Origin of the sequence: Kitasatospora sp. NPDC059327 (assembly GCF_042752535.1) — a bacterium.
GTDB lineage: Bacteria > Actinomycetota > Actinomycetes > Streptomycetales > Streptomycetaceae > Kitasatospora.
On the sequence record NZ_JBHYYB010000020.1, the window covers coordinates 63,968 to 88,619 of the forward strand.

General features: G+C 72.3%; 20 protein-coding genes and 1 pseudogene. 11 read left to right on the forward strand and 10 right to left on the reverse strand.

Going from position 1 to position 24,652, the window contains the following annotated elements:
* The first annotated feature begins 46 nt into the window (after window positions 1-46).
* From ACFXHB_RS15060 to ACFXHB_RS15075, 4 genes are all read left to right on the forward strand, one after another.
* A complete protein-coding gene (locus ACFXHB_RS15060; RefSeq protein WP_380574572.1) occupies window positions 47-1,039 on the forward strand; it encodes a malate dehydrogenase in 993 nt (330 codons plus the stop codon).
* Window positions 1,040-1,141: 102 nt separating this feature from the next.
* A complete protein-coding gene (locus ACFXHB_RS15065; protein WP_380574573.1) occupies window positions 1,142-2,464 on the forward strand; it encodes a hemolysin family protein in 1,323 nt (440 codons plus the stop codon).
* A 75-nt stretch (window positions 2,465-2,539) separates the two neighbouring features.
* Complete coding sequence (gene trpS, locus ACFXHB_RS15070) at window positions 2,540-3,535, forward strand: tryptophan--tRNA ligase (RefSeq protein ID WP_380574646.1); 996 nt, start codon at window positions 2,540-2,542, stop codon at window positions 3,533-3,535.
* A gap of 188 nt (window positions 3,536-3,723) precedes the next feature.
* Window positions 3,724-4,212, forward strand: a complete 489-nt coding sequence (locus ACFXHB_RS15075) for a 2'-5' RNA ligase family protein (protein WP_380574574.1) — start codon at window positions 3,724-3,726, stop codon at window positions 4,210-4,212.
* 100 nt (window positions 4,213-4,312) lie between these two features.
* On the opposite strand, the gene ACFXHB_RS15080 is transcribed toward ACFXHB_RS15075, so the two are convergent.
* On the reverse strand, window positions 4,313-6,826 hold the full coding sequence (locus ACFXHB_RS15080; RefSeq protein WP_380574575.1) for a CDP-glycerol glycerophosphotransferase family protein: 2,514 nt from the start codon (window positions 6,824-6,826) through the stop codon (window positions 4,313-4,315).
* 273 nt (window positions 6,827-7,099) lie between these two features.
* Window positions 7,100-10,672, reverse strand: a complete 3,573-nt coding sequence (locus ACFXHB_RS15085; RefSeq protein WP_380574576.1) for a CDP-glycerol glycerophosphotransferase family protein — start codon at window positions 10,670-10,672, stop codon at window positions 7,100-7,102.
* A 177-nt stretch (window positions 10,673-10,849) separates the two neighbouring features.
* Here ACFXHB_RS15085 and ACFXHB_RS15090 point away from each other — a divergent pair, with 177 nt between their 5' ends.
* On the forward strand, window positions 10,850-11,848 hold the full coding sequence (locus ACFXHB_RS15090; protein WP_380574577.1) for a glycosyltransferase family 2 protein: 999 nt from the start codon (window positions 10,850-10,852) through the stop codon (window positions 11,846-11,848).
* A 137-nt stretch (window positions 11,849-11,985) separates the two neighbouring features.
* Entirely contained in the window at window positions 11,986-12,945 is a 960-nt protein-coding gene (locus ACFXHB_RS15095) for a YihY/virulence factor BrkB family protein (protein WP_380574579.1), read from the forward strand.
* A gap of 23 nt (window positions 12,946-12,968) precedes the next feature.
* Here the strand turns inward: ACFXHB_RS15095 and ACFXHB_RS15100 are convergent, their stop codons facing one another.
* Window positions 12,969-14,195 carry a D-alanyl-D-alanine carboxypeptidase family protein gene (locus tag ACFXHB_RS15100; protein ID WP_380574581.1) on the reverse strand — a complete coding sequence of 409 codons (1,227 nt, stop codon included), beginning with the start codon at window positions 14,193-14,195 and terminating at the stop codon, window positions 12,969-12,971.
* 142 nt (window positions 14,196-14,337) lie between these two features.
* On the opposite strand from ACFXHB_RS15100, the gene ACFXHB_RS15105 reads away from it, so the two are divergent.
* Entirely contained in the window at window positions 14,338-14,595 is a 258-nt protein-coding gene (locus tag ACFXHB_RS15105; RefSeq protein WP_380574583.1) for an SCO4848 family membrane protein, read from the forward strand.
* Window positions 14,596-14,738: 143 nt separating this feature from the next.
* Here ACFXHB_RS15105 and ACFXHB_RS15110 read toward each other — a convergent pair whose 3' ends face one another.
* The 4 genes from ACFXHB_RS15110 to sdhC are packed head-to-tail and all read right to left on the reverse strand — an operon-like array spanning window position 14,739 to window position 18,189.
* Window positions 14,739-15,512 (reverse strand): succinate dehydrogenase iron-sulfur subunit, encoded by a 774-nt coding sequence (locus tag ACFXHB_RS15110; RefSeq protein ID WP_371518497.1) that lies wholly within the window; start codon window positions 15,510-15,512, stop codon window positions 14,739-14,741.
* The gene (sdhA, locus tag ACFXHB_RS15115) at window positions 15,512-17,254 is read right to left on the reverse strand and encodes a succinate dehydrogenase flavoprotein subunit (protein WP_380574584.1); all 1,743 of its coding nucleotides are present in this window, start codon (window positions 17,252-17,254) and stop codon (window positions 15,512-15,514) included. The genes ACFXHB_RS15110 and sdhA overlap by 1 nt, the downstream gene beginning before the upstream one ends.
* A 54-nt stretch (window positions 17,255-17,308) precedes the next feature.
* A complete protein-coding gene (locus ACFXHB_RS15120) occupies window positions 17,309-17,800 on the reverse strand; it encodes a succinate dehydrogenase hydrophobic membrane anchor subunit (RefSeq protein WP_360631424.1) in 492 nt (163 codons plus the stop codon).
* 8 nt (window positions 17,801-17,808) lie between these two features.
* Window positions 17,809-18,189 carry a succinate dehydrogenase, cytochrome b556 subunit gene (gene sdhC / locus ACFXHB_RS15125; protein WP_360631421.1) on the reverse strand — a complete coding sequence of 127 codons (381 nt, stop codon included), beginning with the start codon at window positions 18,187-18,189 and terminating at the stop codon, window positions 17,809-17,811.
* Window positions 18,190-18,443: 254 nt separating this feature from the next.
* Between sdhC and ACFXHB_RS15130 the strand changes: the two genes are divergently transcribed.
* On the forward strand, window positions 18,444-19,211 hold the full coding sequence (locus ACFXHB_RS15130; protein WP_380574586.1) for a hypothetical protein: 768 nt from the start codon (window positions 18,444-18,446) through the stop codon (window positions 19,209-19,211).
* Between the two features lie 13 nt (window positions 19,212-19,224).
* Here the strand turns inward: ACFXHB_RS15130 and ACFXHB_RS15135 are convergent, their stop codons facing one another.
* The 3 genes from ACFXHB_RS15135 to ACFXHB_RS15145 form a co-directional block, all read right to left on the reverse strand.
* Window positions 19,225-19,710, reverse strand: coding sequence for a 2-oxo-4-hydroxy-4-carboxy-5-ureidoimidazoline decarboxylase (locus tag ACFXHB_RS15135; RefSeq protein WP_380574587.1), 486 nt, complete (start codon window positions 19,708-19,710; stop codon window positions 19,225-19,227).
* A gap of 310 nt (window positions 19,711-20,020) precedes the next feature.
* On the reverse strand, window positions 20,021-21,676 hold the full coding sequence (locus tag ACFXHB_RS15140; protein ID WP_380574588.1) for an alpha/beta hydrolase: 1,656 nt from the start codon (window positions 21,674-21,676) through the stop codon (window positions 20,021-20,023).
* A gap of 78 nt (window positions 21,677-21,754) precedes the next feature.
* Complete coding sequence (locus ACFXHB_RS15145; RefSeq protein ID WP_380574590.1) at window positions 21,755-22,495, reverse strand: SDR family oxidoreductase; 741 nt, start codon at window positions 22,493-22,495, stop codon at window positions 21,755-21,757.
* Window positions 22,496-22,666: 171 nt separating this feature from the next.
* On the opposite strand from ACFXHB_RS15145, the pseudogene ACFXHB_RS15150 reads away from it, so the two are divergent.
* The 3 genes and pseudogenes from ACFXHB_RS15150 to ACFXHB_RS15160 form a co-directional block, all read left to right on the forward strand.
* Window positions 22,667-22,879 (forward strand): annotated as a pseudogene (locus ACFXHB_RS15150) (methylmalonyl-CoA mutase family protein); the annotation flags it as partial.
* Between the two features lie 32 nt (window positions 22,880-22,911).
* Window positions 22,912-23,070, forward strand: a complete 159-nt coding sequence (locus tag ACFXHB_RS15155) for a methylmalonyl-CoA mutase family protein (RefSeq protein WP_380574591.1) — start codon at window positions 22,912-22,914, stop codon at window positions 23,068-23,070.
* A 190-nt stretch (window positions 23,071-23,260) separates the two neighbouring features.
* Window positions 23,261-24,514 (forward strand): amidohydrolase, encoded by a 1,254-nt coding sequence (locus ACFXHB_RS15160; protein ID WP_380574593.1) that lies wholly within the window; start codon window positions 23,261-23,263, stop codon window positions 24,512-24,514.
* Window positions 24,515-24,652: the final 138 nt, after the last annotated feature.

Genomic DNA, 24,652 nt, shown 5'->3' on the forward strand with positions numbered 1-24,652 from the left:
CGCCGGTGTGCCTGGGGCGCCTGGCGATTTGCTGGAGAAGGTAGAAATGACCCGCACCCCCGTCAACGTCACCATCACCGGAGCGGCCGGCCAGATCGGCTACGCGCTGCTCTTCCGCATCGCCTCGGGCCACCTGCTCGGCGCCGACGTGCCGGTGAACCTGCGCCTCCTGGAGATCCCGCAGGGTCTGAAGGCCGCCGAGGGCACCGCGATGGAGCTTGTCGACTGCGCCTTCCCGCTGCTGCGCGACATCAAGATCACCGCCAGCGCCGACGAGGCCTTCGACGGTGCCAACGTGGCCCTGCTGGTCGGCGCCCGTCCGCGCACCGCGGGCATGGAGCGCGGCGACCTGCTGCAGGCCAACGGTGGCATCTTCGGCCCGCAGGGCAAGGCCATCAACGACCACGCCGCGGACGACATCAAGGTCCTGGTCGTCGGCAACCCGGCCAACACCAACGCCCTGATCGCCCAGCGCAACGCCCCGGACGTACCGGCCTCGCGCTTCACCGCGATGACCCGCCTGGACCACAACCGCGCGCTCGGCCAGCTGGCCGTCAAGACCGGTGCCGCCGTGTCGGAGATCAAGAAGGTCACCATCTGGGGCAACCACTCGGCCACCCAGTACCCGGACATCTTCCAGGCCGAGATCGCCGGCAAGCCGGCCTTCGAGGCCGTCGGTGCCGACCAGGCCTGGCTGGAGGGCGACTTCATCCCGACCGTCGCCAAGCGCGGCGCGGCCATCATCGAGGCCCGCGGCGCCTCCTCGGCCGCCTCGGCCGCCAACGCCGCCATCGACCACGTGCACACCTGGGTCAACGGCACCGCCGAGGGCGACTGGACCTCGATGGGTGTCGTCTCCGACGGCTCCTACGGGGTCCCGGCCGGCCTGATCTCCTCCTTCCCGGTCACCACCAAGGACGGCGCGTTCGAGATCGTCCAGGGTCTGGAGATCTCCGACTTCTCCCGCGGCCGCATCGACGCCTCGGTCCAGGAGCTGGTCGAGGAGCGCGACGCCGTCGCGGAGCTCGGCCTCATCTGAGCCATCCGGGCCCGGCGTCCGGGCCCGACCCCGGCAGGACCTCCGACGGCCCGCCGCCTCCTTCACCGGAGACGGCGGGCCGTCGCCCTACACTGACCCGCTGTGAACGAAACCCTGGAGGACGCGGCTCTCGTCCTCGTCTTCATCATGCTGGGTGGCCTGTTCAACGTCGCCGAGATCTCGCTGATCTCGCTGCGCGAGGGCCAGATCAGGTCGCTGGAGGCGCGCGGGACCCGGCGCGCGGCCCGGGCCGCGCACCTGGCGGCCGACCCGAACCGCTTCCTGGCCGCCGTGCAGGTCGGGGTGACCTGCATGGGCTTCCTCTCCGCCGCCTTCGGCGCGGACACCCTGGCCGGCAAGGTGGCACCGCTGTTCGTCCGGGCCGGGCTCTCCGAGGGCCTCGCCGACGCGCTCGCCCTGGTCGGCCTCACCCTGGTGATCAGTTACGCCTCGCTGGTGCTCGGTGAGCTCACCCCCAAGCGGATCGGCCTGCAGCGCGCGGACTCCATCGCCGTCCTGGCCGCCCCGGTGGTGGACGTGATGTCGGTGGCACTGCGCCCGGCGATCTGGCTGCTCGGTCACTCCACCAACCTGATGGTCCGCCTGCTCGGCGGCGACCCGGCGGCCGGCCGCGGCTCGATGAGCTCCGAGGAGCTCCGCGGCCTGGTCGCCACCAACACCGAACTCGGCAGCGACGAAAGGGCGTTGATCGCCGATGTGTTCGCCGCGGGGGAGCGTCAGCTGCGCGAGGTGATGGTCCCGCGCACCGAGGTGACCTTCCTGGACGCCGAACGCCCGCTCGCCGAGGTCCGCGAGCAGGCGGACTCCTCGCCGCACTCGCGCTACCCGGTGGTCGAGGGCAGCTACGACGCGGTCACCGGGTTCGTCCACGTCCGCGACCTGTACGGCGCCCGCGGCGAGCAGGCGGTGAAGGTGCGCGACCTGGCCCGCCCGATCAAGCTGCTGCCCGGTACCAAGCGGGTGCTGGCCGCGATGGGCGAGATGCGCCGCGAGGGCCACCACCTGGCCATCGTGGTGGACGAGTACGGCGGCACCGCCGGCATCGTCACCCTGGAGGACCTGGTCGAGGAGGTGATCGGCGAGATCCGCGACGAGTACGACTCCCAGGAGCCGAGCACCACCCGCCGACTGGCCGGCGGGGCCATGGAGCTGGACGGCCTGCTGAACCTCGGCGACTTCACCGAGGAGACCGGCGTCACACTGCCCGAGGGCCCCTACGAGACGGTGGCGGGCTGTCTGGTGGCGGCGCTCGGCCGGCTGCCCGTCGACGGTGACCAGGTCCGGATCCCGATCGGGGCCGAGGAGGTCCGGCTGACGGTGACGAAGCTGGAGGGCCGCCGGATCGCCCGGGTCGGGGTGAGTGCGGTCACACTGTCGGAACCTCCAGGGGCAGAGGTTTCCTGACCGGTCGGTGGAACTGGAACAATGGCCCGCATGGTCAACGCAGCGGTCACTGGTCCGGTCAAGGACCGTCCCCGGGTGCTCTCCGGCATCCAGCCCACCTCCGGCTCGTTCCACCTGGGCAACTACCTCGGTGCGGTCCGTCAGTGGGTCGATCTCCAGGAGGCCAACGACGCCTTCTACATGGTGGTCGACCTGCACGCGATCACCGTGGAGCAGGATCCGGCGACGCTGCGCCAGAACACCCGGATCTCCGCCGCCCAGCTGCTCGGCGCGGGCCTGGACCCGGAGCGCTGCACCCTGTTCATCCAGTCCCACGTGCCCGAGCACGCGCAGCTCGGCTGGGTGATGAACTGCCTGACCGGCTTCGGCGAGGCCGCCCGGATGACCCAGTTCAAGGACAAGTCCGCCAAGCAGGGCAGCGACCGCACCTCGGTCGGCCTGTTCACCTACCCGGTCCTGCAGATCGCCGACATCCTGCTCTACCAGGCGGACGCGGTGCCGGTCGGCGAGGACCAGCGCCAGCACCTGGAGCTCACCCGGGACCTCGCGGAGCGCTTCAACACCCGCTACAGCCCGACCTTCACCATGCCCAAGCCGTACATCCTCAAGGAGACGGCGAAGATCCTGGACCTCCAGGACCCGGCCGCCAAGATGAGCAAGTCCGCCTCCTCGGCCAAGGGCCTGGTGAACCTGCTCGACGAGCCGAGGACGAGCGCCAAGAAGTTCAAGAGCGCCGTCACCGACACCGGCACCGTCGTCTCCTACGACGAGGAGGAGAAGGCCGGCGTCTCCAACCTGCTGCGCATCCACTCCGCGCTCAGCGGCCAGTCGATCGACCAGTTGGTCGCGCACTTCGAGGGCCGGATGTACGGCGCCCTGAAGACCGAGCTGGCCGACCTGTTCACCGAGTGGGTGACGCCCTTCCAGGAGCGCACCCGCACCTTCCTGGACGACCCGGCCGAGCTGGACCGGGTGCTGGCGATCGGTGCGGAGAAGGCCCGCGCGGTGGCGTCGCAGACGCTGGAGACGGTGTACGACCGGATCGGCTTCCTCCAGGCCGCCAAGCGGTGACGCCGGAGACGAGCCTGCCCGACGGTGGCGGCGACGCGCCCTTCTCCTCCGGGAGTCAGGACCCGGTGCCGGCGTCCGGCGCCGCGGCGTGCCCCGCCCCGTCGGCCGCTTGTCGCTCCTCGCTCTCCGCGCCGGCGGGCGCCGCGGCCCCGGGAGACGTGCCCGGGATCGTCACCATCGGCGTGTCCGTGAGCGTTCCGGACCCGTACGGCGCGGCGGTCCAGGACGCCCGGGCCGGGTTCGGCGATCCGCTGGCCCGGTCGATACCCACGCACGTCACCCTGCTGCCGCCGACCGAGGTGGCGGCGGAGGACCTGCCGAAGATCGAGGAGCACCTGGCGGCGGTGGCCCGCGCGCACCGGCCGTTCCGGATGCTGTTGCGCGGCAGCGGTACCTTCCGCCCGGTCTCGCCGGTGGTCTTCGTCCGGGTCGAGGAGGGTGCCCAGGAGTGCCGGCTACTGGAGGCGGACATCCGCTCCGGTCCGCTGGCCCGGGAGCTGGCCTTCCCGTACCACCCGCACGTCACGGTGGCGCACGGGCTGTCGGAGGACGTGCTGGACCAGGCGTACGAACAGGTCCGCGGCTTCCGGGCGGCGTTCGCGGTGCCGGGGTTCGGCCTCTCCCGGTTCGACGCCGACGAGGTCTGGCGCCCCTGGCGCTCCTACACCTTCGATTGACCCGCGCCCCCGCCCGGCGGTGCGCCCCGGGCCGGTCGACCGCGCCGGACCGGCGCCCCGGACCGCCGGTCCGGGCCGCGGCGTCGGCCGGGGCGGTGGGCTACGGCGTCGGGCGGGCGCCCGCCCGGCCGAGGTCGAGCATCCGGTCGACCGCCCGGCGCGCGGCGCCACCGTCCTCCAGTCCGCAGTGCGTCGCCCGGAAGGCGCGGTAGCGCTCCCGGTACCCGGCCGGCGGGCCCGAGCCGTCGTCGGCGAGCCCGCGCAGCGCGTCCAGCAGACCGGCCGAGGTGGGGACGAGCGGGCCGGGGGCCAGCGCCTCGAAGTCGAAGGAGAAGCCGCGCAGCGTGTCGCGGTAGTGCTCCAGGTCGTAGGTGAAGAAGAGCACCGGGCGGCCGGTGATCGCGAAGTCGAACATGATCGACGAGTAGTCGGTGACCAACACGTCGGTGATCAGCAGCAGTTCCTGCACGTCGGGGTAGTCCCCGCAGTCGAACACGAAGCCGTCCCCGGTGCCCGGCAGCGGCTCGCGGACGTGCGCGTGCGGGCGGATCAGCAGGACGTGGTCGCGGCCGAGGGCGCGCCGGGCGTGGTCGAGGTCGATCCGCAGGTCGAGGCGGAACCCGTCGCCGTCGCCGCGCCGCTGGTCCTCGCGCCAGGTCGGGGCGTAGAGCACGACGCGCTTGCCGTCGGGGATGCCGAGCCGGCGCCGGACGGCCGCGGCCCGCCCGGCGTCCGGCCGGGCCAGGACGTCGTTGCGCGGGTAGCCGGACTCCAGGATCTCGCCCCCGTAGCGGAACGCCCGGCGCAGCAGCGGGGTGGCGAACGGGCTGGGGGAGAGCAGCAGGCTCCACTGCGGGGTCTCCCGGTCGAGTGCCTCCAGGTAGCCGTGGTCCGCGAGCCAGGGGTTCTCGACGTCGTGGGCGATCCGCTTGAGCAGCGATCCGTGCCAGGTCTGGACGACCACCTGGCCCTCCCGGCGCTCCAGGAAGTCGGGGAAGTGCGTGTTGCCGACCAGGTACCGGCTGGTGCCCAGCGCCCGGTACCACTCGGGGCTCCAGATCCGCACCGCGCGGACCCCGGCGGGCAGCTCGGCCTGGGCGTCGTCGACCACCCAGAGGTGCTCCAACGGTTCGCCGCGCCGGGCGAGTTCGGCGTGCACGGCGCGTGGTGAGTCGGCGTAGCCGCGACCGCCGAAGACGTCGTACAGCACGGCGTCGCGCAGCGGCTCCCGGCGGGCGGCCGGGTACGCGTCGGTGCGCTGCCGGCCCTGGGTCCAGGCGCTGCGCTCGGCCGGGGACAGGACCGGTGTGGAGTCCACCAGCAGGGTGTCGTGCCAGCGCCGTTGGAGCAGGATCCGCTTTCCGCCGGCGGCGGTGGCGGCGGGCAGCGCGGGGAGCACCGCGGGCGCGGCGATCAACGGCCGGGCCGGTCCGGGACGGCCGGCCGGGTGCAGCGACGCCTCCCAGACGCCCTTGCGCAGCGGCAGGGTGGTGCCGTCCGAGCCGGTCCGGGTGGCGGGCAGCCGGACCCGGAAGCGGCCGTCGGCGCCGCGGTCGACCGGGTGGCGGACCTCGCCGGCCGTCCCGGTGTGCCGCAGCACGAGGTCGAGCGGCTCGCCGCCGGGGCAGTGCCCGGTGAGGTCGAAGCCGCCGGCCCGGACGGCGATCCGCTCGACGTAGCCGGCGGCGGGTTGGACGCAGAGCTGGAGCCGGCCGTCGGCGAGGTGTTTCAGGTAGAGCGCCCGGTCCGGGGCGCCGGGCAGCGCGTGCTGGCCGGCCACCGGGCCGCCGCGCTCGTCCAGGGTGAGCTGCTCGGTGGAGCCGTCCGGACGCAGCAGTTCGGCGTCCCAGTGCTCCAGCGGGCCGGCGCCGCGCCCGTCGGCGGTGAACGGCCGGTACGGCAGCTGGACGGCGAAGGTGTTCCCCTCCCGGGCGACCGGGCGCAGCAGGACGGCGTCGCTCTCCCGGTGGCGCAGCCGCAGCGCGGTGCCGGGCGGGCAGTGCTGGGCGGTGCCGCGCAGGTCGAGGCCGTCCGCGTCGGGGGCGGCGTGGGTGAGCCGGACGCCGGGGCGTTCGAGCCGCAGGCGCAGCCGGCCGTCGGCGAAGTGCGGTTGGAGGCGGACGTCGCGGTCGACCCAGCGGGCCGGCGGGTACTCGCCGGAGCCGCACCAGTGCGGGGCGAGGGCGCCGTACTGGCGGCGCAGCCGGGTGGGCCGGGGGCGGGTGAAGAGGGTGGCCCCGATCTGCCAGTCGCCGAGCAGCCACTCCTCGCCGCGCCGCAGCCGGCGCGGTTCGACCAGGGCGGTGAAGCCGGACCAGTCGTGGTTGTGGTCGGGCTGGGCGCTGTCGTCGGTGACCTCGGGCAGCCGGCGGGGCCGGGAGCGGAGGTGGACGGGCGGCTCGTCCTCGTCGCGCAGCAGGGTCAGCCAGGTCCAGGCGGAGCCGGGACGGGCGGTGTCCAGGTCGTTGGGGCGGGCGAAGCCGGTGAGTTCGAGGCCGCGGGCCGTCCAGCGGGCGCGCAGCAGGCCGAAGGAGACACCCTCGTCGGCGGCGGGCAGCTCGTCGGGCGGGTGGGGGGTGGCGTGCGGGAGGACGAACCGCGTGAGGACAGGCATGGGGTGGCCCTTCGGGACGGGATCCCGATCCATGGCGGTGGTCCGGGGGCCTTCGTGCCGAGGGGAATCGGACGGGGGCCGAGTCGATATCGAATACCGAAAGGACACCCGGGGTCAACTGTACGGTCCGGCAGAAATTGCTGAGAAATTCGTTCGCGAAACACGTGTTCGAGTGCAATGTACGCGTAAAGGTCGGGTTGCCTCCCAGGCAACTCCCGGGAAACGCGAAGGCGCCCGACGCGGATCGCGTCGGGCGCCTCGGGGCGGTGCCGGTTACCGCTGGCGGAGCATGCCGTCCACCACGCGGGCCGCGGCCTGGCCGTCGTCCAGGTCGCAGTAGGCCTCGCGGAACGCCGTGTACTTCTCGGCGTACTTCTCGGTCAGCGTGTCCACCCGGCCCAGCGCGGCGACCAGCTCCTCGGAGGTGGCCAGCAGCGGGCCGGGCACCTCCGCCTCGTAGTCGAGGCTGAAGCCGCGCAGGTTGTCGCGGTAGTGCTCCAGGTCGTGGGCGAAGAACAGCATCGGCTTGCCGGTGGCCGCGAAGTCGAACAGCGTCGCCGAGTAGTCGGTCACCAGGACGTCCGCGATCAGCAGCAGCTCGGCCATGTCGGGGTAGCTGCCGACGTCCCAGACGTAGCCGTTGCCGGCGTCGGGGATCTGGCCGCACATCACGCTGTGCCGGCGGACCAGCAGCACCTGGTCGTCCCCGAGCGCCGCCTTGGCCGCCTCCAGGTCGATCCGCAGGTCGATCTGGTAGCCGCCGTTGGGGCGGCGGCGGTCCTCACGGAAGGTCGGCGCGTAGAGCACGACCTTCTTGCCCTCGGGCAGTCCGAGCCGCTCGCGGACCTGCTCGGCGGTCTTCTCCCGGTCGGGGGCGAACAGCAGGTCGTTGCGCGGCGCGCCGCTCTCCAGGATCTCGCCCTTGAAGTCGAACGCGCGGCGCAGCACCGGGGCCGACCAGCTGTTGCCGGCCACCAGCAGGCTCCAGTTCGGAACCTCCTTGACGACGCCCTTCAGGTAGTTGGCGTCGGTGAACCAGACCTTCTCGAAGTCGTACCCGATCTGCTTCAGCGGGGTGCCGTGCCAGGTCTGCACCACCACCTGGCCGGGACGGCGGACGAAGAAGTCCGGCAGGTGCGCGCTGGTGACGATGTACTTGGCGGTGGCCAGCGTCTCGAACCACTCGGGGCTCCAGAGCCGGATCGCACCCGCCGACTGCGGCAGGTCGGCCTGCAGGTCGTCGCTGCCCCACAGGTGCTCCAGCGGCAGGCCGCGACGGACCAGTTCCTCGTGGATCGCCCGCGGCGAGTCCGCGTAGAGGCCGCCGAGCGCGACGTTGTAGAGCACGGTGTCGCGCAGCGGGAGCCGGCGGGCCGACGGGTAGTCGACGGTGCGCTGCTGGCGCTGCCGGTAGCCGCTGCGCTCCTCGGGCAGCAGCGCGGAGTGCGACTCCAGCGAGAGGCCGTCGTAGTGGCGGCGCTCCAGCACGATCCGCTTGCCCCGCGACTCCACCTCCAGCGGCAGCGCGCCGAAGCAGTCCGGCGCGATCAGCGCGTACCGGGTCGCGAGTGTGTCGACCGGCTCGCCGAGCGGGCGGAAGAAGACGTCCCAGGTGCCCTGCGCGAGCGGCACCCGGCCGGCGAAGGAGGCCGTCGGCACCGCCGGCAGCGCGGCCCGGAACCCGCCGTCCGCGATCTCCACGGGGTAGACGTGCTCCTCCTCGCGCCAGTTGTGCCGCACGACCAGCTCCCAGCGGTGCGCACCGGGCAGCGGGAACGTGCCGCTGAGCAGGAAGCCGTCCGTGCCGCGCGAGGCGACCTCGGTGACCACCGGCTGCAGCAGCTGGTCGGAGAGCTGGAGGTAGCCGCCGGGGGAGGGCTTCGAGTACAGCGCGCGGCGCGCGTCGACCGGGGCGTCCGGGTTCAGGGCCAGGTGCAGCTGCTCGGGCGCGTTTCGGTCGTCCCAGGCCACCGGCACGGTGGTGCCGTCGGCGAGCAGTATGGCGGTGTCCCAGCGGTCACGGGCCCGCTCCGGGGCGATCGGGTCGAGCTCGGCCCAGGCCTCGCGGACGGCGGTCAGCTCGTCGACCGGGCAGGAGACGGTGAACGGCTGGAGGGTGCCGACCGCGGCGGTCAGCTCCATCGGGAACACCAGTTCGCGGTCCGACTCGACGTGGGTCAGCTTGAAGCGGGCCCCGGCGAGGTTCGGGCCGGGACGGGCCGCGCCGGCGATCTCCACCCGGCCGTCGCGCACGGCCAGCCCGGTCACCCGGGTCCGGACCGTCTCCACCCGCAGGTAGACGCTGCCGTCGCGGACCCACGGCACGATCCGCACGTCCGGCTCGACCCAGTGCGCGGGGAGGTACTGGGCGGTGTCGCTCCAGCCCGCCCAGATCCGGCCCTTGTAGACGCCGCCCTTGCCGGCGCCGGCCACCAGGACGCGCCAGTTGCCGTCCTTCCACTGGCCGCGGTGCTTGAGCCGCTTCGGGTCGATGGCGGCGGTGAAGCCGGCCCAGTCGCAGTTGTACAGGTCGTGGTGGCAGCTGGCGGTGGCCTCGGGGCTGTACTGGGTGCGGGTCGGCACGGCCAGCACGCGGCGGCCCTTGGCCTCGCGCAGCACCAGCACCCGGACCATGTCGTGCCGGTTCTCGGCGCCCAGCTGCTCCGGGTACGCGTGCCCGGTCAGCTGGAGCTTGCCGTCCTCCCAGGACGACTCGTACAGCCGGCTGCGCATCACCAGCGAGTTGTCCAGCTTGAGGATGCCGGCCGGCACGCTCTTGCGCCCGCCGCGCAGGAACGGGTAGTCCGCGTAGGGGCGCAGCAGGCCGCGGGCGGCGACACCGCCGTTGCTCTCGCCCTCGTACTTGATCTGCTCGACGAACTCGTCGATCCGGCCCGAGAGGGTCAGGTGGTACTTCAGCCGCAGCGGCGCGCGCAGCTTGCGGACCTGGTCGGGGCCGATCGCCCGGAGGAGCCGGCCGACGTTCTTCCGGTAGGCGTCCCGGTACTCCTTGTCGCCGTCCACGACGGACCAGAAGAACATCGGGATCTCCTCGACGAGGGTGTTCTCGTCGTAGGAGCGCAGGTACTCGGCGAAGCGCGGGTCGGTCTGCTTCTTCAGCCAGGTGCGGACCAGCTCCACCGAGGTGACACGGTCGACCAGGCCCTTGGGGTTGGTCCGCATCTGTGTGATCGACATCTCGCCGACCTCGCGCTCGCGCCAGTGGTAGATCGGCTCGGAGAGCACGTCCACGCTCGTGGCGAGGTAGTGGTGCGGCACGCTGACCGGGGCGTCCTCGTACAGGATGCCCTCGGGGTAGAGCAGGCCGGCCGCGTCGAAGAAGGAGCGGCGGTACACCTTGTTCCACGCCGTGCGGTCGGTGACCAGCGCGGGGATCTCGGTGACGTGGGTCTTGAGCCTGGTCTCCTTGAACGGCCGCGAGTGCCCGCCGGACTGGTAGTAGCCCACCGCGCGGAACCGCAGCACGTTGCCGGTGGCGAAGTCCGAGCCGGTCTCGTCGAGCGTGTTGATCATCAGCTCGTACGCGCTCGGCGGCATCGAGTCGTCGGAGTCGACGAAGCAGAGGAACTCGGCGTCCGGGTCGATGTGGCGGATGCCGGTGTTGCGGGCCGCGCCGAGGCCCTTGTTCACCTGGCGGACCAGCCGGAACCGGGAGTCCTGGGCAGCGTACGCCTCGGCGAGTGCCGCGCTGCCGTCCTTCGAACCGTCGTCGACCATGACGCACTCGAAGTCCGTGAAGGTCTGGGCGGCGATCGAGTCGAGGCATTCCACGAGGTAGCGCTCGACGTTGTAGATCGGAACGACGATGGAGAGGCGGGGAGCCATCGGCTACGCAGGCCTTTCTGGGGAAGGTGCGTGGCAGCCCGGTCGGGGTCTGGCCGCACTTTGAACCGGTGCGTACGTGCCCACCGATCCTACCGTCCGGCCCCGGCAGCCCTCCGGGGCGTCCGGGGCGCCCCGGGCCCGTGGGTCCGGCCGACCGGGGGCCACTACTCTGTGCCCATGCCCCGCTTCAGCGTCATCGTCCCCGTTCACAAGGTCGAGGAGTACCTTCCCGAGTGCCTCGACTCGGTGCTCGGCCAGAGTGGCCCGGACTTCGAACTGATCGCGGTGGACGACCGCTCCCCGGACGGCTGCGGCGCGATCCTCGACGAGGCGGCCGCCCGCGACCCGCGCGTGCGGGTGCTGCACCTGGCGGAGAACGTCGGCCTCGGCCGGGCCCGCAACGCCGGCCTGGCGGTCGCCACCGGCGAGTACGTGATCTTCCTGGACAGCGACGACACGCTGACGCCCGGCCTGCTCGGGGCGGTCGACGACCGGCTGGCGGCCGGCGGCGACCCGGACGTCCTGGTCTACGACTACGCCCGCACCTACGCCGACGGCCGGATCACCCGGGCCGCCTCGGCGCACGTCTTCGGCGCCGACTCCCCGGACGTCTTCGACCTCGACCGCCGCCCCGACCTGCTGGACCTGCTGCAGGTGGTCTGGAACAAGGCCTACCGCCGCGACTTCGTCACCGAGCAGGGCCTCGTCTTCCCGGCCGGGTACTACGAGGACACCCCCTGGACGTACCCGGCGCTGCTCGCCGCGGCGAGCATCACCCTGCTCGACCGGGTCGGCGTGCACTACCGCCAGCGCCAGGAGGGCGGCAACATCCTCGCCACCGCCTCGCGCAAGCACTTCGACGTCTTCGCCCAGTACGACCTGGTCTTCGCCTTCCTGGACCGCCGCCCGGACCTCGACCGCTGGCGCCCGGTGGTCTACGGCCGGATGCTGCACCACCTCAACACCGTGGTCTCCAGGCCCGGCCGGGTCCCGCCCGGCGACCGCCGCGCGTACTTCCGGCAGGCGGCCGGGCACTGCGCCCGGCTGCGCCCGGCCGGCTACACGCCGCCCGCCGGGGCGGCGGGCGTGCGCACCGAGCTGCTGAGCCGCGGCCGCTACGGCGCCTACCGGACGGTCCGCGCGCTGGCGGGGGCCCGCCGGCTGCTGAAGCGCTGACCCGGCCGCGGTTGCCGCGGGGGCCGTGGTGCCGGTGGTGCCGGTGGTGCCGGTGCGGGCCTTCGGCCGGTGTCTACTGCCCTGCGGCCCGCCGAGCCTGACGGCCGTTCGGGCGAACGGCCGGTATAACCGGACAGGTGGACTTCCTCACCCGCCTCCCGGTCATCGGCCCGCTCGTGACGTTGGTCCTGCGCAGCCGCCCGTACCGCGCGTACGAGCACTTCACCGCCGCGCGCGGCAACCGGCTGGCCGGCGCGGTCACCTTCTTCGGCTTCCTCGCGCTCTTCCCGCTGCTCACCGTGGCGCTGGCGATCGCGGTCGCCACCCTGACCGACTCCCGGGTCGCCGAGCTCCAGAAGCGCATCTCCGACCAGCTGCCGGGGATCTCGGACGCGCTCAACCTGTCCTCGCTGGTGGCCAACGCCGGCGCGGTCGGACTGGTCAGCGGAGTGCTGCTGCTGATCTCCGGCCTCGGCTGGGTGGACACCATGCGCACCTCGATCCGGGACATCTGGCAGCTGCCGGAGGAGGACGGCAACCCCGTCCTGCGCAAGGTCTGGGACTGTGTGGTGCTGGGCGGCCTGGGCCTGGTCTCGCTCTTCTCGCTGGCCGCCTCCGCCGCCGGGACGACGCTGGCCGGCCGGATCGCGGGCTGGATCGGCCTCGGGACCGGCGGCCCCGGCGGCTACCTGCTGACCGGCGTCGGCCTGCTGATCGCGGTCGGCTCCGACATGGTGCTCTTCGCCTACCTGCTGGCGCCCTTCCCCCGGATCGGCGGCCAGCACCGGCGGGACGTGCTGCTGGGCGCGCTGATCGGCGGGGTCGGCTTCGAACTGCTGAAGATCCTGCTCGCCTCCTACCTGGGCTCGGTCGCCGGGAAGAGCCTCTACGGGGCCTTCGGTGTCCCGGTGGCGCTGCTGCTCTGGATCAACTTCGTCTCCCGGCTGCTGATGTACTGCGTCGCCTGGACGGCGACGGCCGACCCGGCCGCCGCCCGTGACCGGGCCCGCGCGCGGGCCCTGGCCATGGTGCGGGCCGCCGACGAGGAGGAGACGGCGGAACGGGAGGGCACGCCGAAGGCCCGGCCCCAGGAGTGAGGCCGGGCCCGGGGCGGTGCCCGTCAGCCGGCGGTGGGCCGGCCGCGCCGCCGCAGCAGGAACAGCGCACCGGCGCCGCCCGCGGTGAGGGCGAGCGCGATCGCCGCCCAGCCGGCCGGGCCGATCCCGGCGGCGCCGTCACCGGCCGGGGCGGCCCGGTCCGGTGCCGAGCCCGCCGGCGCCGAGCCCGCCGGTGACGGGTGCGGCGGGGGCGCGGGCGCGCCGGCGGTGCCGCCCGCCTGGCCGGTCGGCGTCGGCTCACCGGCCGGCGCCTCGTCCACCAGCCGGCCGACCGGGGTGACCTTGTCGGCCGCCGCGAACCCCCAGTCCAGCAGCGCCGCCGTCTCGTCGTAGACCTTCTGGTAGGTCGTCGGGTGCATCACGGTCACCAGCAGGGTGCGGCCGTTGCGCTCGGCGGCTCCGACGAAGGTCGAGCCGGCCTCGGTGGTGAAACCGTTCTTCACACCGATCAGGCCCGGGTACTTGCCGAGCAGCCGGTCGGTGTTGGCGATCCCGAAGCTGCCGCGCTGGCCGCTGTTCTTGTCCACCGCGCCGGGGAACAGGGCGTCCCGGGTGGCGCAGTACATCCGGAAGTCGGGATTGCGCAGCCCGGCCCGGGCGAACAGGGTGAGGTCGTAGGCCGAGGAGACCTGGCCGTCCATGTCGTAGCCGTCCGGGGAGACCACCCGGGTGTCCCGGGCCTGCAGCGCGTTCGCGCGGGCCTGCATCTCGGTGACGGTCTGCTGGACCCCGCCGTTCATGTGCGACAGGACGTGCACCGCGTCGTTGCCGGAGCTGAGGAACACCCCGCGCCAGAGGTCCTCGACCTTGTAGTCCAGGTCCTCCTTGATGCCGACCAGGCTGCTGCCGGGGCCGATCCCCTGGATCTCCGCGTCCGCGACCCGGTGCACCAGGTCGCGGTCGAACTTGGGCAGCACGGTGTCCGCGAAGAGGATCTTCAGGGTGCTGGCCGGCGCGAGCCGCAGATGTGGATTGCTGGCGGCGAGCACCGCTCCTGACGCGGCGTCGGCGACTATCCAGGACCGCCCGGTGGGATCCCCCGGCAGGGCCGGCGCGCCGGCCAGCGGGGCCACCTGGACACCGGAGAGCCCCAGTCGCTCGCCACCGATCGCGGCCGGCGGGGGAGGCGGTTCGTGCGGGGCCGCGACGGCCGCCGGGGCGGCGAGCAGAACGGGGAGCACCGCGGCGTACGCGGCGAGCAGGTGTGCGAGCTTACGGCGTGTGGGCACCAGCTGACCGTACCCAGTCCGGGGCTCCGCCGTCCGCCACCCCGGGCCCGTCCTCCGCAGGAGGGGGCCGCCGTACGCCGAACGGCCGCCCGCGCATACTGGAGCCGCACACCATCTTCACGTCAGCCGCCGAGGACCGTCCATGAAGCTCAGCCGCCGCACCTCCTGGTTCCTGACCGCCTTCGGCGTCTGGTCCATGATCATCTGGATCACCTTCGTCAAGAACCTCTGGAAGGACTCCGGCGGCCAGGCCTTCACCGGCGGCGACCACTCCCAGCCGACCGCCTTCTTCTGGATCCACCTGCTGCTCGCCGTGACCTCCTTCGTCCTCGGCGTGGTCGTCGGCGCCGTCGGCGTCCGCGGCCTGCGCGCGACCCGCCGCGAGCCCGCCGCCGACTGAAATTCCGGTCGCCCCTGTCGGACCCCGCTGGCAAGATCCTCACCGTTCGACCTTCGACAAGGGTGGGGATTCGAGGGGCGCGGCATGCGCGGAGGCCCCGCCCGATCCGGGGATCGGGCGGGGCCTCCGTCGTGCCGCAGGGCTCAGAAGCGGCGGGTGACGAGCGCCCGCTTCACTTCCTGGATCGCCTTGGTGACCTCGATGCCACGCGGGCAGGCCTCCGAGCAGTTGAAGGTGGTCCGGCAGCGCCAGACGCCCTCACGGTCGTTGAGGATCTCCAGCCGCTGCTCCGCACCCTCGTCGCGCGAGTCGAAGATGAAGCGGTGCGCGTTGACGATCGCGGCCGGGCCGAAGTACTGGCCGTCGTTCCAGAAGACCGGGCAGGACGACGTGCACGCGGCGCACAGGATGCACTTGGTGGTGTCGTCGAACCGCTCGCGGTCCTCGGCGGACTGCAGGCGCTCGCGGGTCGGGTCGTTCCCCTTGGTGATGAGGAACGGCATGACGTCCTTGTACGCCTGGAAGAACGGGTCCATGTCCACGACCAGGTCCTTGAGGACCGTGAGGCCCTTGATGGCCTCGATCGTGATCGGCTTCTCCGGGTTGACGTCCTTGATCAGGGTCTTGCACGCCAGCCGGTTGCGGCCGTTGATCCGCATCGCGTCGGAGCCGCAGATGCCGTGCGCGCAGGAACGGCGGTACGTGAGGGTGCCGTCCTGCTCCCACTTGATCTTGTTGAGCGCGTCCAGGACGCGCTCCTTCGGGTCCAGGGTCAGCTGGTAGTCGACCCACACCGGGTCCGGGTGCTCCTCCGGGTTGAACCGGCGGATCCGGAAGGTGACGGTGATCAGCTCGACGCCGCCCGCCTCGACCGCGTCCAGAGCGGCCGAGTGCTTCTCCACAGTCGGAGTGCTCATCAGTACTTACGCTCCATCGGCTGGTAGCGGGTCGTGACGACCGGCTTGTAGTCGAGGCGGATGGAGGTGGTGCCGTCCTCGGCAACCTCCTGGTACGCCATGGTGTGCTGCATGAACTTCACGTCGTCACGGGTCGGGAAGTCCTCGCGGTAGTGACCGCCGCGCGACTCCTCGCGGGCGAGCGCGGAGACCGCCAGCACCTCGGCCAGGTCGAGCAGGTTGCCCAGCTCGACGGCCTCAAGGAGGTCCGTGTTGTAGCGGAAGCCCTTGTCCTGGATGGCGACGTTCTTGTAGCGCTCCCGCAGGGCGGCGATGTCCTCGACCGCCTGCTTCAGGGTCGCGCCGGTGCGGTAGACCATGGCGTTGGCGTCCATGGTCTCCTGCAGCTCCTTGCGGATCTGCGCCACGGACTCGGTGCCGGTGGACTCGCGCAGGCCGTCGACCAGCGCCTGCACCTTCTCGGCCGGGTTCTCGGGCAGCTCGGTGTACTCCACCGTCTGCGCGTAGTCGGCGGCGGCGATGCCCGCGCGCTTGCCGAACACGTTGATGTCCAGCAGCGAGTTGGTGCCGAGCCGGTTGGCGCCGTGCACGGAGACGCAGGCGACCTCGCCGGCCGCGTACAGGCCCGGGACGACGTCGGTGTTGTTGCGCAGGACCTCACCCTCGACGTTGGTCGGGATGCCGCCCATCGCGTAGTGCGCGGTGGGCTGGATCGGGATCGGGTCCGTGTAGGGCTCGATGCCGAGGTAGGTGCGCGCGAACTCCGTGATGTCCGGGAGCTTGGCGTCCAGCTGCTCCGGCGGCAGGTGGGTGAGGTCCAGGTAGACGTGGTCGCCGTCCGGACCGCAGCCGCGGCCTTCGCGGATCTCGGTGTAGATCGCGCGGGAGCAGACGTCACGGGACGCGAGGTCCTTCATGACGGGGGCGTAGCGCTCCATGAAGCGCTCGCCGTCCTTGTTGCGCAGGATGCCGCCCTCGCCGCGGGCGCCCTCGGTGAGCAGGATGCCCATGCGCCAGATGCCCGTCGGGTGGAACTGGAAGAACTCCATGTCCTCCAGCGGCAGGCCGCGGCGGTAGACCAGGGCCTGGCCGTCACCGGTGAGGGTGTGGGCGTTGGAGGAGACCTTGAAGAACTTGCCGGTGCCGCCGGAGGCGAACACGACGGACTTGGCCTGGAAGACGTGGATCTCGCCGGTGGCCAGCTCGTAGGCGACGACGCCGGCCGTCCTGCCCTCGTTGATCAGCAGGTCGAGGACGTAGAACTCGTTGAAGAACTCGACGCCGTGCTTGACGCAGTTCTGGAACAGCGTCTGGAGGATCATGTGACCGGTGCGGTCCGCCGCGTAGCAGGACCGGCGGACCGGGGCCTCGCCGTGGTTGCGGGAGTGGCCGCCGAAGCGGCGCTGGTCGATCCGTCCCTGCTCGGTGCGGGAGAAGGGCAGGCCCATCTTCTCCAGGTCGAGGACGGCGTCGATGGCCTCCTTGCACATGATCTCGGCGGCGTCCTGGTCGACCAGGTAGTCACCACCCTTGACCGTGTCGAAGGTGTGCCACTCCCAGTTGTCCTCCTCGACGTTGGCGAGGGCGGCGCACATGCCGCCCTGGGCCGCGCCGGTGTGGGACCGGGTGGGGTAGAGCTTGGTCAGCACCGCGGTGCGGCTGCGCTGGGTCGACTCGATGGCCGCGCGCATGCCGGCGCCACCGGCGCCGACGATGACGGTGTCGTACTGGTGAATCTGCATGGGGGTTCTAACTCGCCTCTGGCCTCTGCCGATTGCCGATTAGATGCTGTGTCGTCAGATGTTCGGGTCGAACGTGAAGATCACCAGGGTGCCGAGCAGCACGGTGAAGACCGTGGCGGCACCCATGAGGCCCTTCAGCCAGAGCCGGGTGGAGTCCTTCTCGGCGTAGTCGTTGATGACCGTCCGCATGCCGTTGGCGCCGTGGAGCATGGCGAGCCAGAGCATCAGGAGGTCCCAGCCCTGCCAGAACGGCGAGGCCCAGCGGCCGGCCACGAAGGCGAAGCCGATCTTGGAGACGCCGCCGTCGAGCACCAGCATGATCAGCAGGTGGCCGAGGATCAGCACCACCAGGACGATGCCGGACAGGCGCATGAAGAGCCAGGCCAGCATCTCGAAGTTGGTCCGGGTGCGGCGCGGGGTCTTCTTGGTCCGCTGGCGGGCCGGCTCGACCACAAAGGCGTCGGCGGGGTTGCCGGTGCCGAGGCCCTTGCCGGTGTGCGCCTGGGCGGAGGGGACCACCAGGGCGTCGGAGTATTCCGTGGTCATGTCTCAGATCACTTCCCGAACCAAGAGGTCAGCGTGTGCTGAAGGATCGGGTAGAAGGCGCCCGCCATCAGGACGACCCACACCCCGACCACGGTCCAGAGCATCTGCTTCTGGAACTTCGGGCCCTTCGACCAGAAGTCGACGGCGACGACCCGCAGGCCGTTGAGGGCGTGGAACAGGATGGCGGCCACCAGGCCGTACTCCATCAGGTTCACCAGAGGCGTCTTGTACGTCTGAATCACAGAGTCGTACGCCTCGGGCGACACTCGCACCAGTGCGGTGTCCAGGACATGGGCGAACAGGAAGAAGAAGATGAGGACGCCGGTGACTCGATGAGCCACCCAGCTCCACATGCCTTCCCGGCCGCGGTACAGCGTTCCAGCCGGCACGGAAAAACCCTCCGGAAGCGATTGGGGGCTCGGCCGGCTTCGGTGTCGGTCAGCCCGGCCGGGTACGGTCCACCGGCCGCCAGCATCCTATCGACGCCTTTCTGTGAACCGCCTCCGGGGGCCCGAGGTGTGATCAATCAGGCACGACTGGCCTAGTGCGGCGGGAACCGGAGCGGTTTCGGGCACCCAGCGTGACCGTCCGGTTGCGCTACCGTGGCCGCCCGCTCCTTCGCCGACATCCTGCCGAGGCCCCCGTGCCAGTGAGCCCGCCCCGCCGTCCGTCCGCCGCCGTCGCGGTCGGCGTCCTGCTGCTCGCCGTGGGCTGCACCACGGTCGGCGGCTCCGCCGACCGGGTCCGGCCGGCCCGCGAGCTGTCCGCCGCCGAGCTGCGGGCGGCCGCCGTGGCCGACGCCGATCTGGGGGCGGGCTACACGGTGACGGTGATGACGCCCGGTCACGGTGAGACCGGGGCGGGCGGCGGTCGGGAGGTCTCCGACCTGCCCGCCTGCCAGCCGCTGCTGGACGCGGTGACCCCGGCGGTGACGGCGGGCGGCGGCACCCCCTCGCCCGGTCCGGCGGATCCGTACGCGGAGACCGATCTGAGCGTGGCGCGGGCGGCCGACCCCAGGGGCGGCGTGTACGGAGGGCTGCTCGGCTACCGGGCCGGGCGGGCGGCGCAGCTGCAGGCGGAGCTGGAGAAGTTGTTCGGCCCGTGCGCCTCGTTCGTGTCGACCGCTCCGCCACCGCCGGCGGAGAAGAGCCGCAAGCCGGTGCGGACCAGGCACCGGCTGATCCGGGACGACACGCCCACGCCCGGGGGAGCGGACGCGGTGACCGGGTTCACCCTGACGAGTGAGTCGGGCACGGTGGCGCTCTCCCAGCGCGCGGTGGTGGCCCGGGTCGGTCCGGCGCTGGCGGTGCTCACCACGGTCGGCGTCGGCGCGGAGCCCGCCGCCGCGCCGGACGAGCGGATCGTCCGGCAGCAGGTGGTGAAACTCCGCGCCGCGCAGACGCGCGGGTGAGGGCGGGCGCGGCTCAGCGCGCTCCGGCCTCCGAGTGGGTCGCGACCAGGTGTTCCAGGCGGGTCAGGGCGATCCGGCGCAGCTCGTCCGAGGCGATCAACCGCTCCTCGTCCGGGTCGTGCGCCAGTCGCGTGCGGATCGAGCTGAGCACGGTGTCGAGCATCTCCTCGGGGGCCACGCCGTCCAGGCAGACCACGAAGACATGCCCGAACCGGGCCTCGTACGCGGCGTGGGCGGCGCGAAGGGCGGTGTGGGCCGCCTGGCTGCCGGGTGCGCGCATGCCCAGGAGCGGCTGCGGCATCCAGCTCTCGTCCGCCAGCGCCTCGGCCAGGTCGGCCGGTCGCAGGTCGTAGGAGGCCTCGCTGGCCGCGGCCAGCAGGGACTCTATGTCGGGGTAGGGCCGGTGGGCGGTGAGCCGCAGGGCCCAGCGGTGGCTGCCGCAGCAGGCGAGGAGGGCTTCCTCGGCCGCGCCGGCGTCGGCCTCGTTGAAGCGGTGCAACCCGAGGAGGGTCGGCTCGGAACTGGGATCGAGCCGCGGTGACGGGATGTCGCTGGCCAGCGGGTCCTCCTCGTGAGGGCGGGAAGGTGCCGGTGGAAGGGGTGGTGAAGCAGGTGAAGTATGGGGCTGCGGGGCGGGTTCCGGGACCCGCCGGGCAGCGGCTCAACGGTAGTTGAGCAGTCATCAGTTGGGGAGGGCGCACGCGGAATTCATCCGATCGAGCTATCAAGTTGTGACGTTGACACCTCGGTGTCAGCGCCCTCCCCACGCTCATCTGCTAATGGTCCAGGCCATTCGCGGGTGGCGACCCTCAGGAGCAGCGGGTCCCGGCGGCCGGCACGGTGCCCTCCACCAGGTACGCCTCCAGCGCGGCGTCGACGCAGCCGTTGCCCTTGCCGAACGCGCCGTGCCCCTCGCCGACCCGGGTCAGCAGGGTGGCGTTGGCGAAGCCCTTCGCGAGCGCCTCGGCGGAGGCGTACGGGGTGGCCGGGTCACCGGTGGTGCCGACCACCAGGATCGGCGCGCTGCCCTCGGCGCGCACGGTGTGCGGCTGCTCGGTCGTCTTGAAGGGCCAGTACGCGCAGGACGGCTCGCTGTAGTCGTCCACCGAGACGCCCTTGGACAGCAGCGGGGCCTCGGCCTGGAGCCTGGCCACGGCCTGCTGGGCGCGCTCGGGGGTGGGGGCCGGGCGGCTGCGGTCGGCGCAGCTGATCGCGCTGTTGGCCTCCTCCATCGGGCTGTAGTGGCCGTTCTCGTCGCGGCCGTTGTACTCGTCGGCGAAGGCGAGCAGGTAGTCGCCCTTCTTGCCGAGCATGGCCCAGCCGAGCGCGTTGCGCAGGTACGTCCAGGACGTCTTCTCGTCGCCGTAGAGCATCTGGATGGTGCCGGTCCAGGCCAGGTCGGCGCCGAGCTTGCGGCCGTCCTTGGCGGTCATCGGGTGCTCGCGCAGCCCGTCGAGGAAGTCGGCGGCCTTCTGGGCGGCCTTGGCCGGGTCCTTGCCGAGCGGGCACTCGGCCGCGTGGTTCTGCACGCAGTCGGCGGCGAAGCGCTCGAAGGACTTCTCGAAGCCCACCTGCTGGTCGATGCCGTGCTCCAGCCCGTCCTGGGCGGGGTCGACGGCACCGTCCAGGATCAGCCGGCCGGTGTTCTGCGGGAACTGCTCGGCGTAGAGCGCGCCGAGGTAGGTGCCGTAGGAGATGCCGAGGTAGTTGAGCTTCCTGTCGCCGACGACGGCGCGCAGCACGTCCAGGTCGCGGGCGGTGTTGCGGGTGCCGACGAAGGGCAGCAGCTTGCCGGACTTCTCCTGGCAGGCGGCGGCGTGTTCGGTGGCGTACTTGACGTGGTCGGCCTTGCGGACCACCGGGTCCAGCGACGAGTCGCGCTGGTTGGACGCCTCGTGCTGCTTGTCGTCGTAGCAGATCACCGGGGAGCTCTCGCCGGTGCCGCGGGGGTCGAAGCCGACCACGTCGAAGCGGTTGTGCAGGGCGCCGTCGTACTCCTTGGCGCCGTACTTGACCATCTCGATGCCGGAGCCGCCCGGGCCGCCCGGGTTGACCATGAGGGAGCCGAGCTTCTGGTCCGGCTTGGCGGCCGGCAGCTTGATCAGCGCGATGTCGAGGGCGTCGACGGCGGGGTTGGCGTAGTCGAGCGGGACGTGCAGCTTGCCGCAGAGCATCCCGGATATGTCGATCTTGGCCTTCTCGGCCTGCGGGTCGGCCGGGCAGGCCGCCCAGGAGATCTGCTGGCCGTAGAAGGGCTTGAGCGCCGGGTCGTCGGCGCCGGTGGGCTTGGGGGTGGGCGTCGGCGTCGCGGTGGGCGTCGGCGCGGCCGGGGCGGCCGACGGGGTCGCGGCGGCCTGGTCCTGGGCGGGCTTGGCGGTGTCGTTGCAGGCGGAACCGAGAAGCAGGGTGCTGACCGCGAAAGCGGTCAGCAGAACGCGCGGGCGGGCGGCCCGAAGAGATGTCATCGCACGTGTGTATCACTGCCGGGTGACATGTTCGATCTTGCCCCCGGGCCGGGGGGCCGCCCGCCCGCGCGGCCGGCGTCAGGCCCGGTGCACCTTGTGGTTCGCGGCCTGGGCCCGCGGGCGCACCACCAGCAGGTCGATGTTGACGTGCGGGGGCCGGGTGACCGCCCAGCCGACCGTGTCCGCGACGTCCTCCGAGGTCAGCGGCTCGGCGACGCCCGCGTACACGGCGGCGGCCTTCTCCTCGTCACCCCGGAAGCGGGTGACGGCGAAGCCCTCGGACTTCACCATGCCCGGAGCGATCTCGATCACCCGGATCGGCTCCCCGCACAGCTCCAGCCGCAGCGTGGCCGCGATGGTGTGCGCCGCGTGCTTGGCCGCCACGTAGCCGCCGCCGCCCTCGTACGCGGCCAGCGCCGCGGTGGAGGAGAGCACCAGCACGGTACCGTCGCCGCTCGCCCGCAGCGCCGGCAGCAGCGCCTGCGTCATGTGCAGCACGCCGAGCACGTTCACCTGGTACATCGCCAGCCAGTCGGCCGGGTCGGCGGACTCGACCGACTCCGCGCCGATCGCCCCGCCGGCGTTGTTGACCAGGACGTCCACCCGGCCGACCTCGGCCGCGAAGGCGTCCACGGCCGCCCGGTCGGTGACGTCCAGGGTGTGGGCGCGCCCGCCGAGCTCCTTGGCGAGCTCCTCGATCCGCTCGGTGCGGCGGGCGGTCAGCACCACCTCGAAGCCCTCGGCCGCGAGCCGGCGGGCGGTCGCCGCGCCGATTCCACTGCTGGCACCGGTGACCACGGCCACCTTCTGCTCGGTCATTGCCACTCCCTGGGGATCAGGTCGGTCGGGGGAAGTACCTCGGTCGCTCACCCGATCATCTCAATGGCACCGGCTCCGCCCACGCCGGGCCGGGAGCCGTTACCTTGCGAAGGCAGGGCGCGTCGCACCGCGAAGGGCGGTGAACCGCCCGCCGATCCCGTGGAGGGACCCATGGCAGCCGAGCCGCGCCGCACCGAGTCGGGCTTCCCCGTCGAGCCGCTGTACGGGCCGGAGGCGCTGGAGGGCTGGGACCCGGGGGAACGCCTGGGCGGCCCCGGGGAGTACCCGTACACCCGGGGCGTCCACCCGTCGATGTACACCGGTCGGCCCCGGACGATGCGCCAGTACGCCGGCTTCGGTACCGCCGCCGAGTCCAACGCCCGCTAGCGGCAGCTGCCGGGCGCGACTCCTCGGCGGTGGGCCGCGCGCTCGGCGCGCTGCGCCGGGCCGCGGAGGGGCGGGACAACGTGCTGTACCCGATGAAGGAGGCGCTGGCCGCCCGCGCCACGGTGGGCGAGGTCTGCGACGCGCTGCGCGAGGTGTGGGGGACGTACGCGCCCGCCGAACGGTTCTGAGGGCTCGTCAATCCGCCGTCCGAGTGGCCCGTGACCGTCGGCGCGGGCGGTCGTTGCACAGGGCACTCAACCCGGGGAAGGCGACTGAAACGAGATGTCATACCCATCTGCTCAGCCACTATGCGCCCATACGGGGACTTCTTTGCGGGAAGTCAGGCCAAAACCCCCCAAGAGGCCTACCCTTGTTGAGATGAACCGTCCTGAGTCCGCCCAGTCGGCCATCACGCTCACCGCTGCCCACCCCGTCGCCGGTCTGCGCGACCGGGTCACGGCGCTGGAGCCGGAGCTGATCGCCTTCCGCCGCGATCTGCACCGCCACCCGGAGCTGGGCCGCCAGGAGTTCCGCACCACCGGTCTGCTGCGCGACCGGCTGACGGCGGCCGGTCTTGCCCCCCGGGTGCTGCCCGGCGGCACCGGGATGATCGTCGACATCGTGCCGGCCGGGACGGCGCGCGACGCCGAGTTCCTGGCCTTCCGCGCCGACATCGACGCGCTGCCGATCGACGACGCCAAGACGGACGTGCCGTACCGCTCCACCGTCGCCGGCCGGGCCCACGCCTGCGGCCACGACGTGCACACCTCGGTGGTGCTGGGCACCGCGCTGGTGTTGGCCGCGGCGGCCCGCTCCGGTGAGCTGCGCCGTCCGGTCCGGCTGGTCTTCCAGCCCGCCGAGGAGGTCATGCCGGGCGGGGCGCTGGACGTGATCAAGGCCGGCGGGATGGACGGCGTCGGCCGGATCTTCGCGGTGCACTGCGACCCGAAGGTGGAGGCGGGCCGGATCGCGCTGCGCACCGGGGCCATCACCTCGGCCTGCGACCGGCTGGTGCTGCACCTGGACGGCCCCGGCGGCCACACCGCCCGCCCGCACCTGACCACCGACCTGGTGACCGCGATCGCGCGGATGGCCGCCGATCTGCCGGGCGCGCTGTCCCGCCGGATGGACCCGCGCTGGGGGGTCAGCCTGGTCTGGGGCCGGATCGCCTCGGGCTCGGCCCCCAACGTCATCCCGCAGCACGCCGAGCTGGAGGGCACCGTCCGCTGCCTGGAGCTCGCGGGCTGGCGCGAGGCGCCGGACCTGCTGCACGAGCTGATCGCCAAGCTGGCCGAGACCTACCGGGCGAAGTGGACGCTCGACTACCACCGCGGGGTGCCGCCGGTGGTCAACGAGGCGGTCTCGGTGGGTCTGCTGGAGGCCGCCATGACGGCCCGGTTCGGCCGGGACGGCCGCCAGGTGGTGGAGGACACCGAGCAGAGCCTCGGCGGGGAGGACTTCTCCTGGTACCTGGAGCACGCCCCGGGCGCTCTGGCCCGGCTCGGCGTCCGCGCCCCCGGCGACACCACGGTCCGTGATCTGCACCAGGGCCGCTTCGACGTGGACGAGCGGGCGATCGGGATCGGCGTGGAGCTGTTCGCGGCGCTGGCACTGGAGGCCGACGAAGCGTAGTCGACGCAGTGCCCGAGTTGTCGGATTCAGTGCTTTATGAGCGGTTACGTACACTGGGCAGCGCCAGTTCCGACCACCCTCCGCGTACGGGAAAGGGGCCTCGGGGAGGCCGCGAGACCACGGTTTGATAACAACCCG

Bases quoted from the DNA above. Each gene is read 5' to 3' on its own strand.
- ACFXHB_RS15060 (WP_380574572.1), top strand. From the start codon at position 47: ATGACCCGCACCCCCGTCAACGTCACCATCACCGGAGCGGCCGGCCAG.
- ACFXHB_RS15080 (WP_380574575.1), bottom strand. From the start codon at position 6,826: ATGCCTGTCCTCACGCGGTTCGTCCTCCCGCACGCCACCCCCCACCCG.
- ACFXHB_RS15085 (WP_380574576.1), bottom strand. From the start codon at position 10,672: ATGGCTCCCCGCCTCTCCATCGTCGTTCCGATCTACAACGTCGAGCGC.
- ACFXHB_RS15090 (WP_380574577.1), top strand. From the start codon at position 10,850: ATGCCCCGCTTCAGCGTCATCGTCCCCGTTCACAAGGTCGAGGAGTAC.
- ACFXHB_RS15105 (WP_380574583.1), top strand. From the start codon at position 14,338: ATGAAGCTCAGCCGCCGCACCTCCTGGTTCCTGACCGCCTTCGGCGTC.
- ACFXHB_RS15110 (WP_371518497.1), bottom strand. From the start codon at position 15,512: ATGAGCACTCCGACTGTGGAGAAGCACTCGGCCGCTCTGGACGCGGTC.
- sdhA (WP_380574584.1), bottom strand. From the start codon at position 17,254: ATGCAGATTCACCAGTACGACACCGTCATCGTCGGCGCCGGTGGCGCC.
- ACFXHB_RS15120 (WP_360631424.1), bottom strand. From the start codon at position 17,800: ATGACCACGGAATACTCCGACGCCCTGGTGGTCCCCTCCGCCCAGGCG.
- ACFXHB_RS15140 (WP_380574588.1), bottom strand. From the start codon at position 21,676: ATGACATCTCTTCGGGCCGCCCGCCCGCGCGTTCTGCTGACCGCTTTC.
- ACFXHB_RS15145 (WP_380574590.1), bottom strand. From the start codon at position 22,495: ATGACCGAGCAGAAGGTGGCCGTGGTCACCGGTGCCAGCAGTGGAATC.
- ACFXHB_RS15160 (WP_380574593.1), top strand. From the start codon at position 23,261: ATGAACCGTCCTGAGTCCGCCCAGTCGGCCATCACGCTCACCGCTGCC.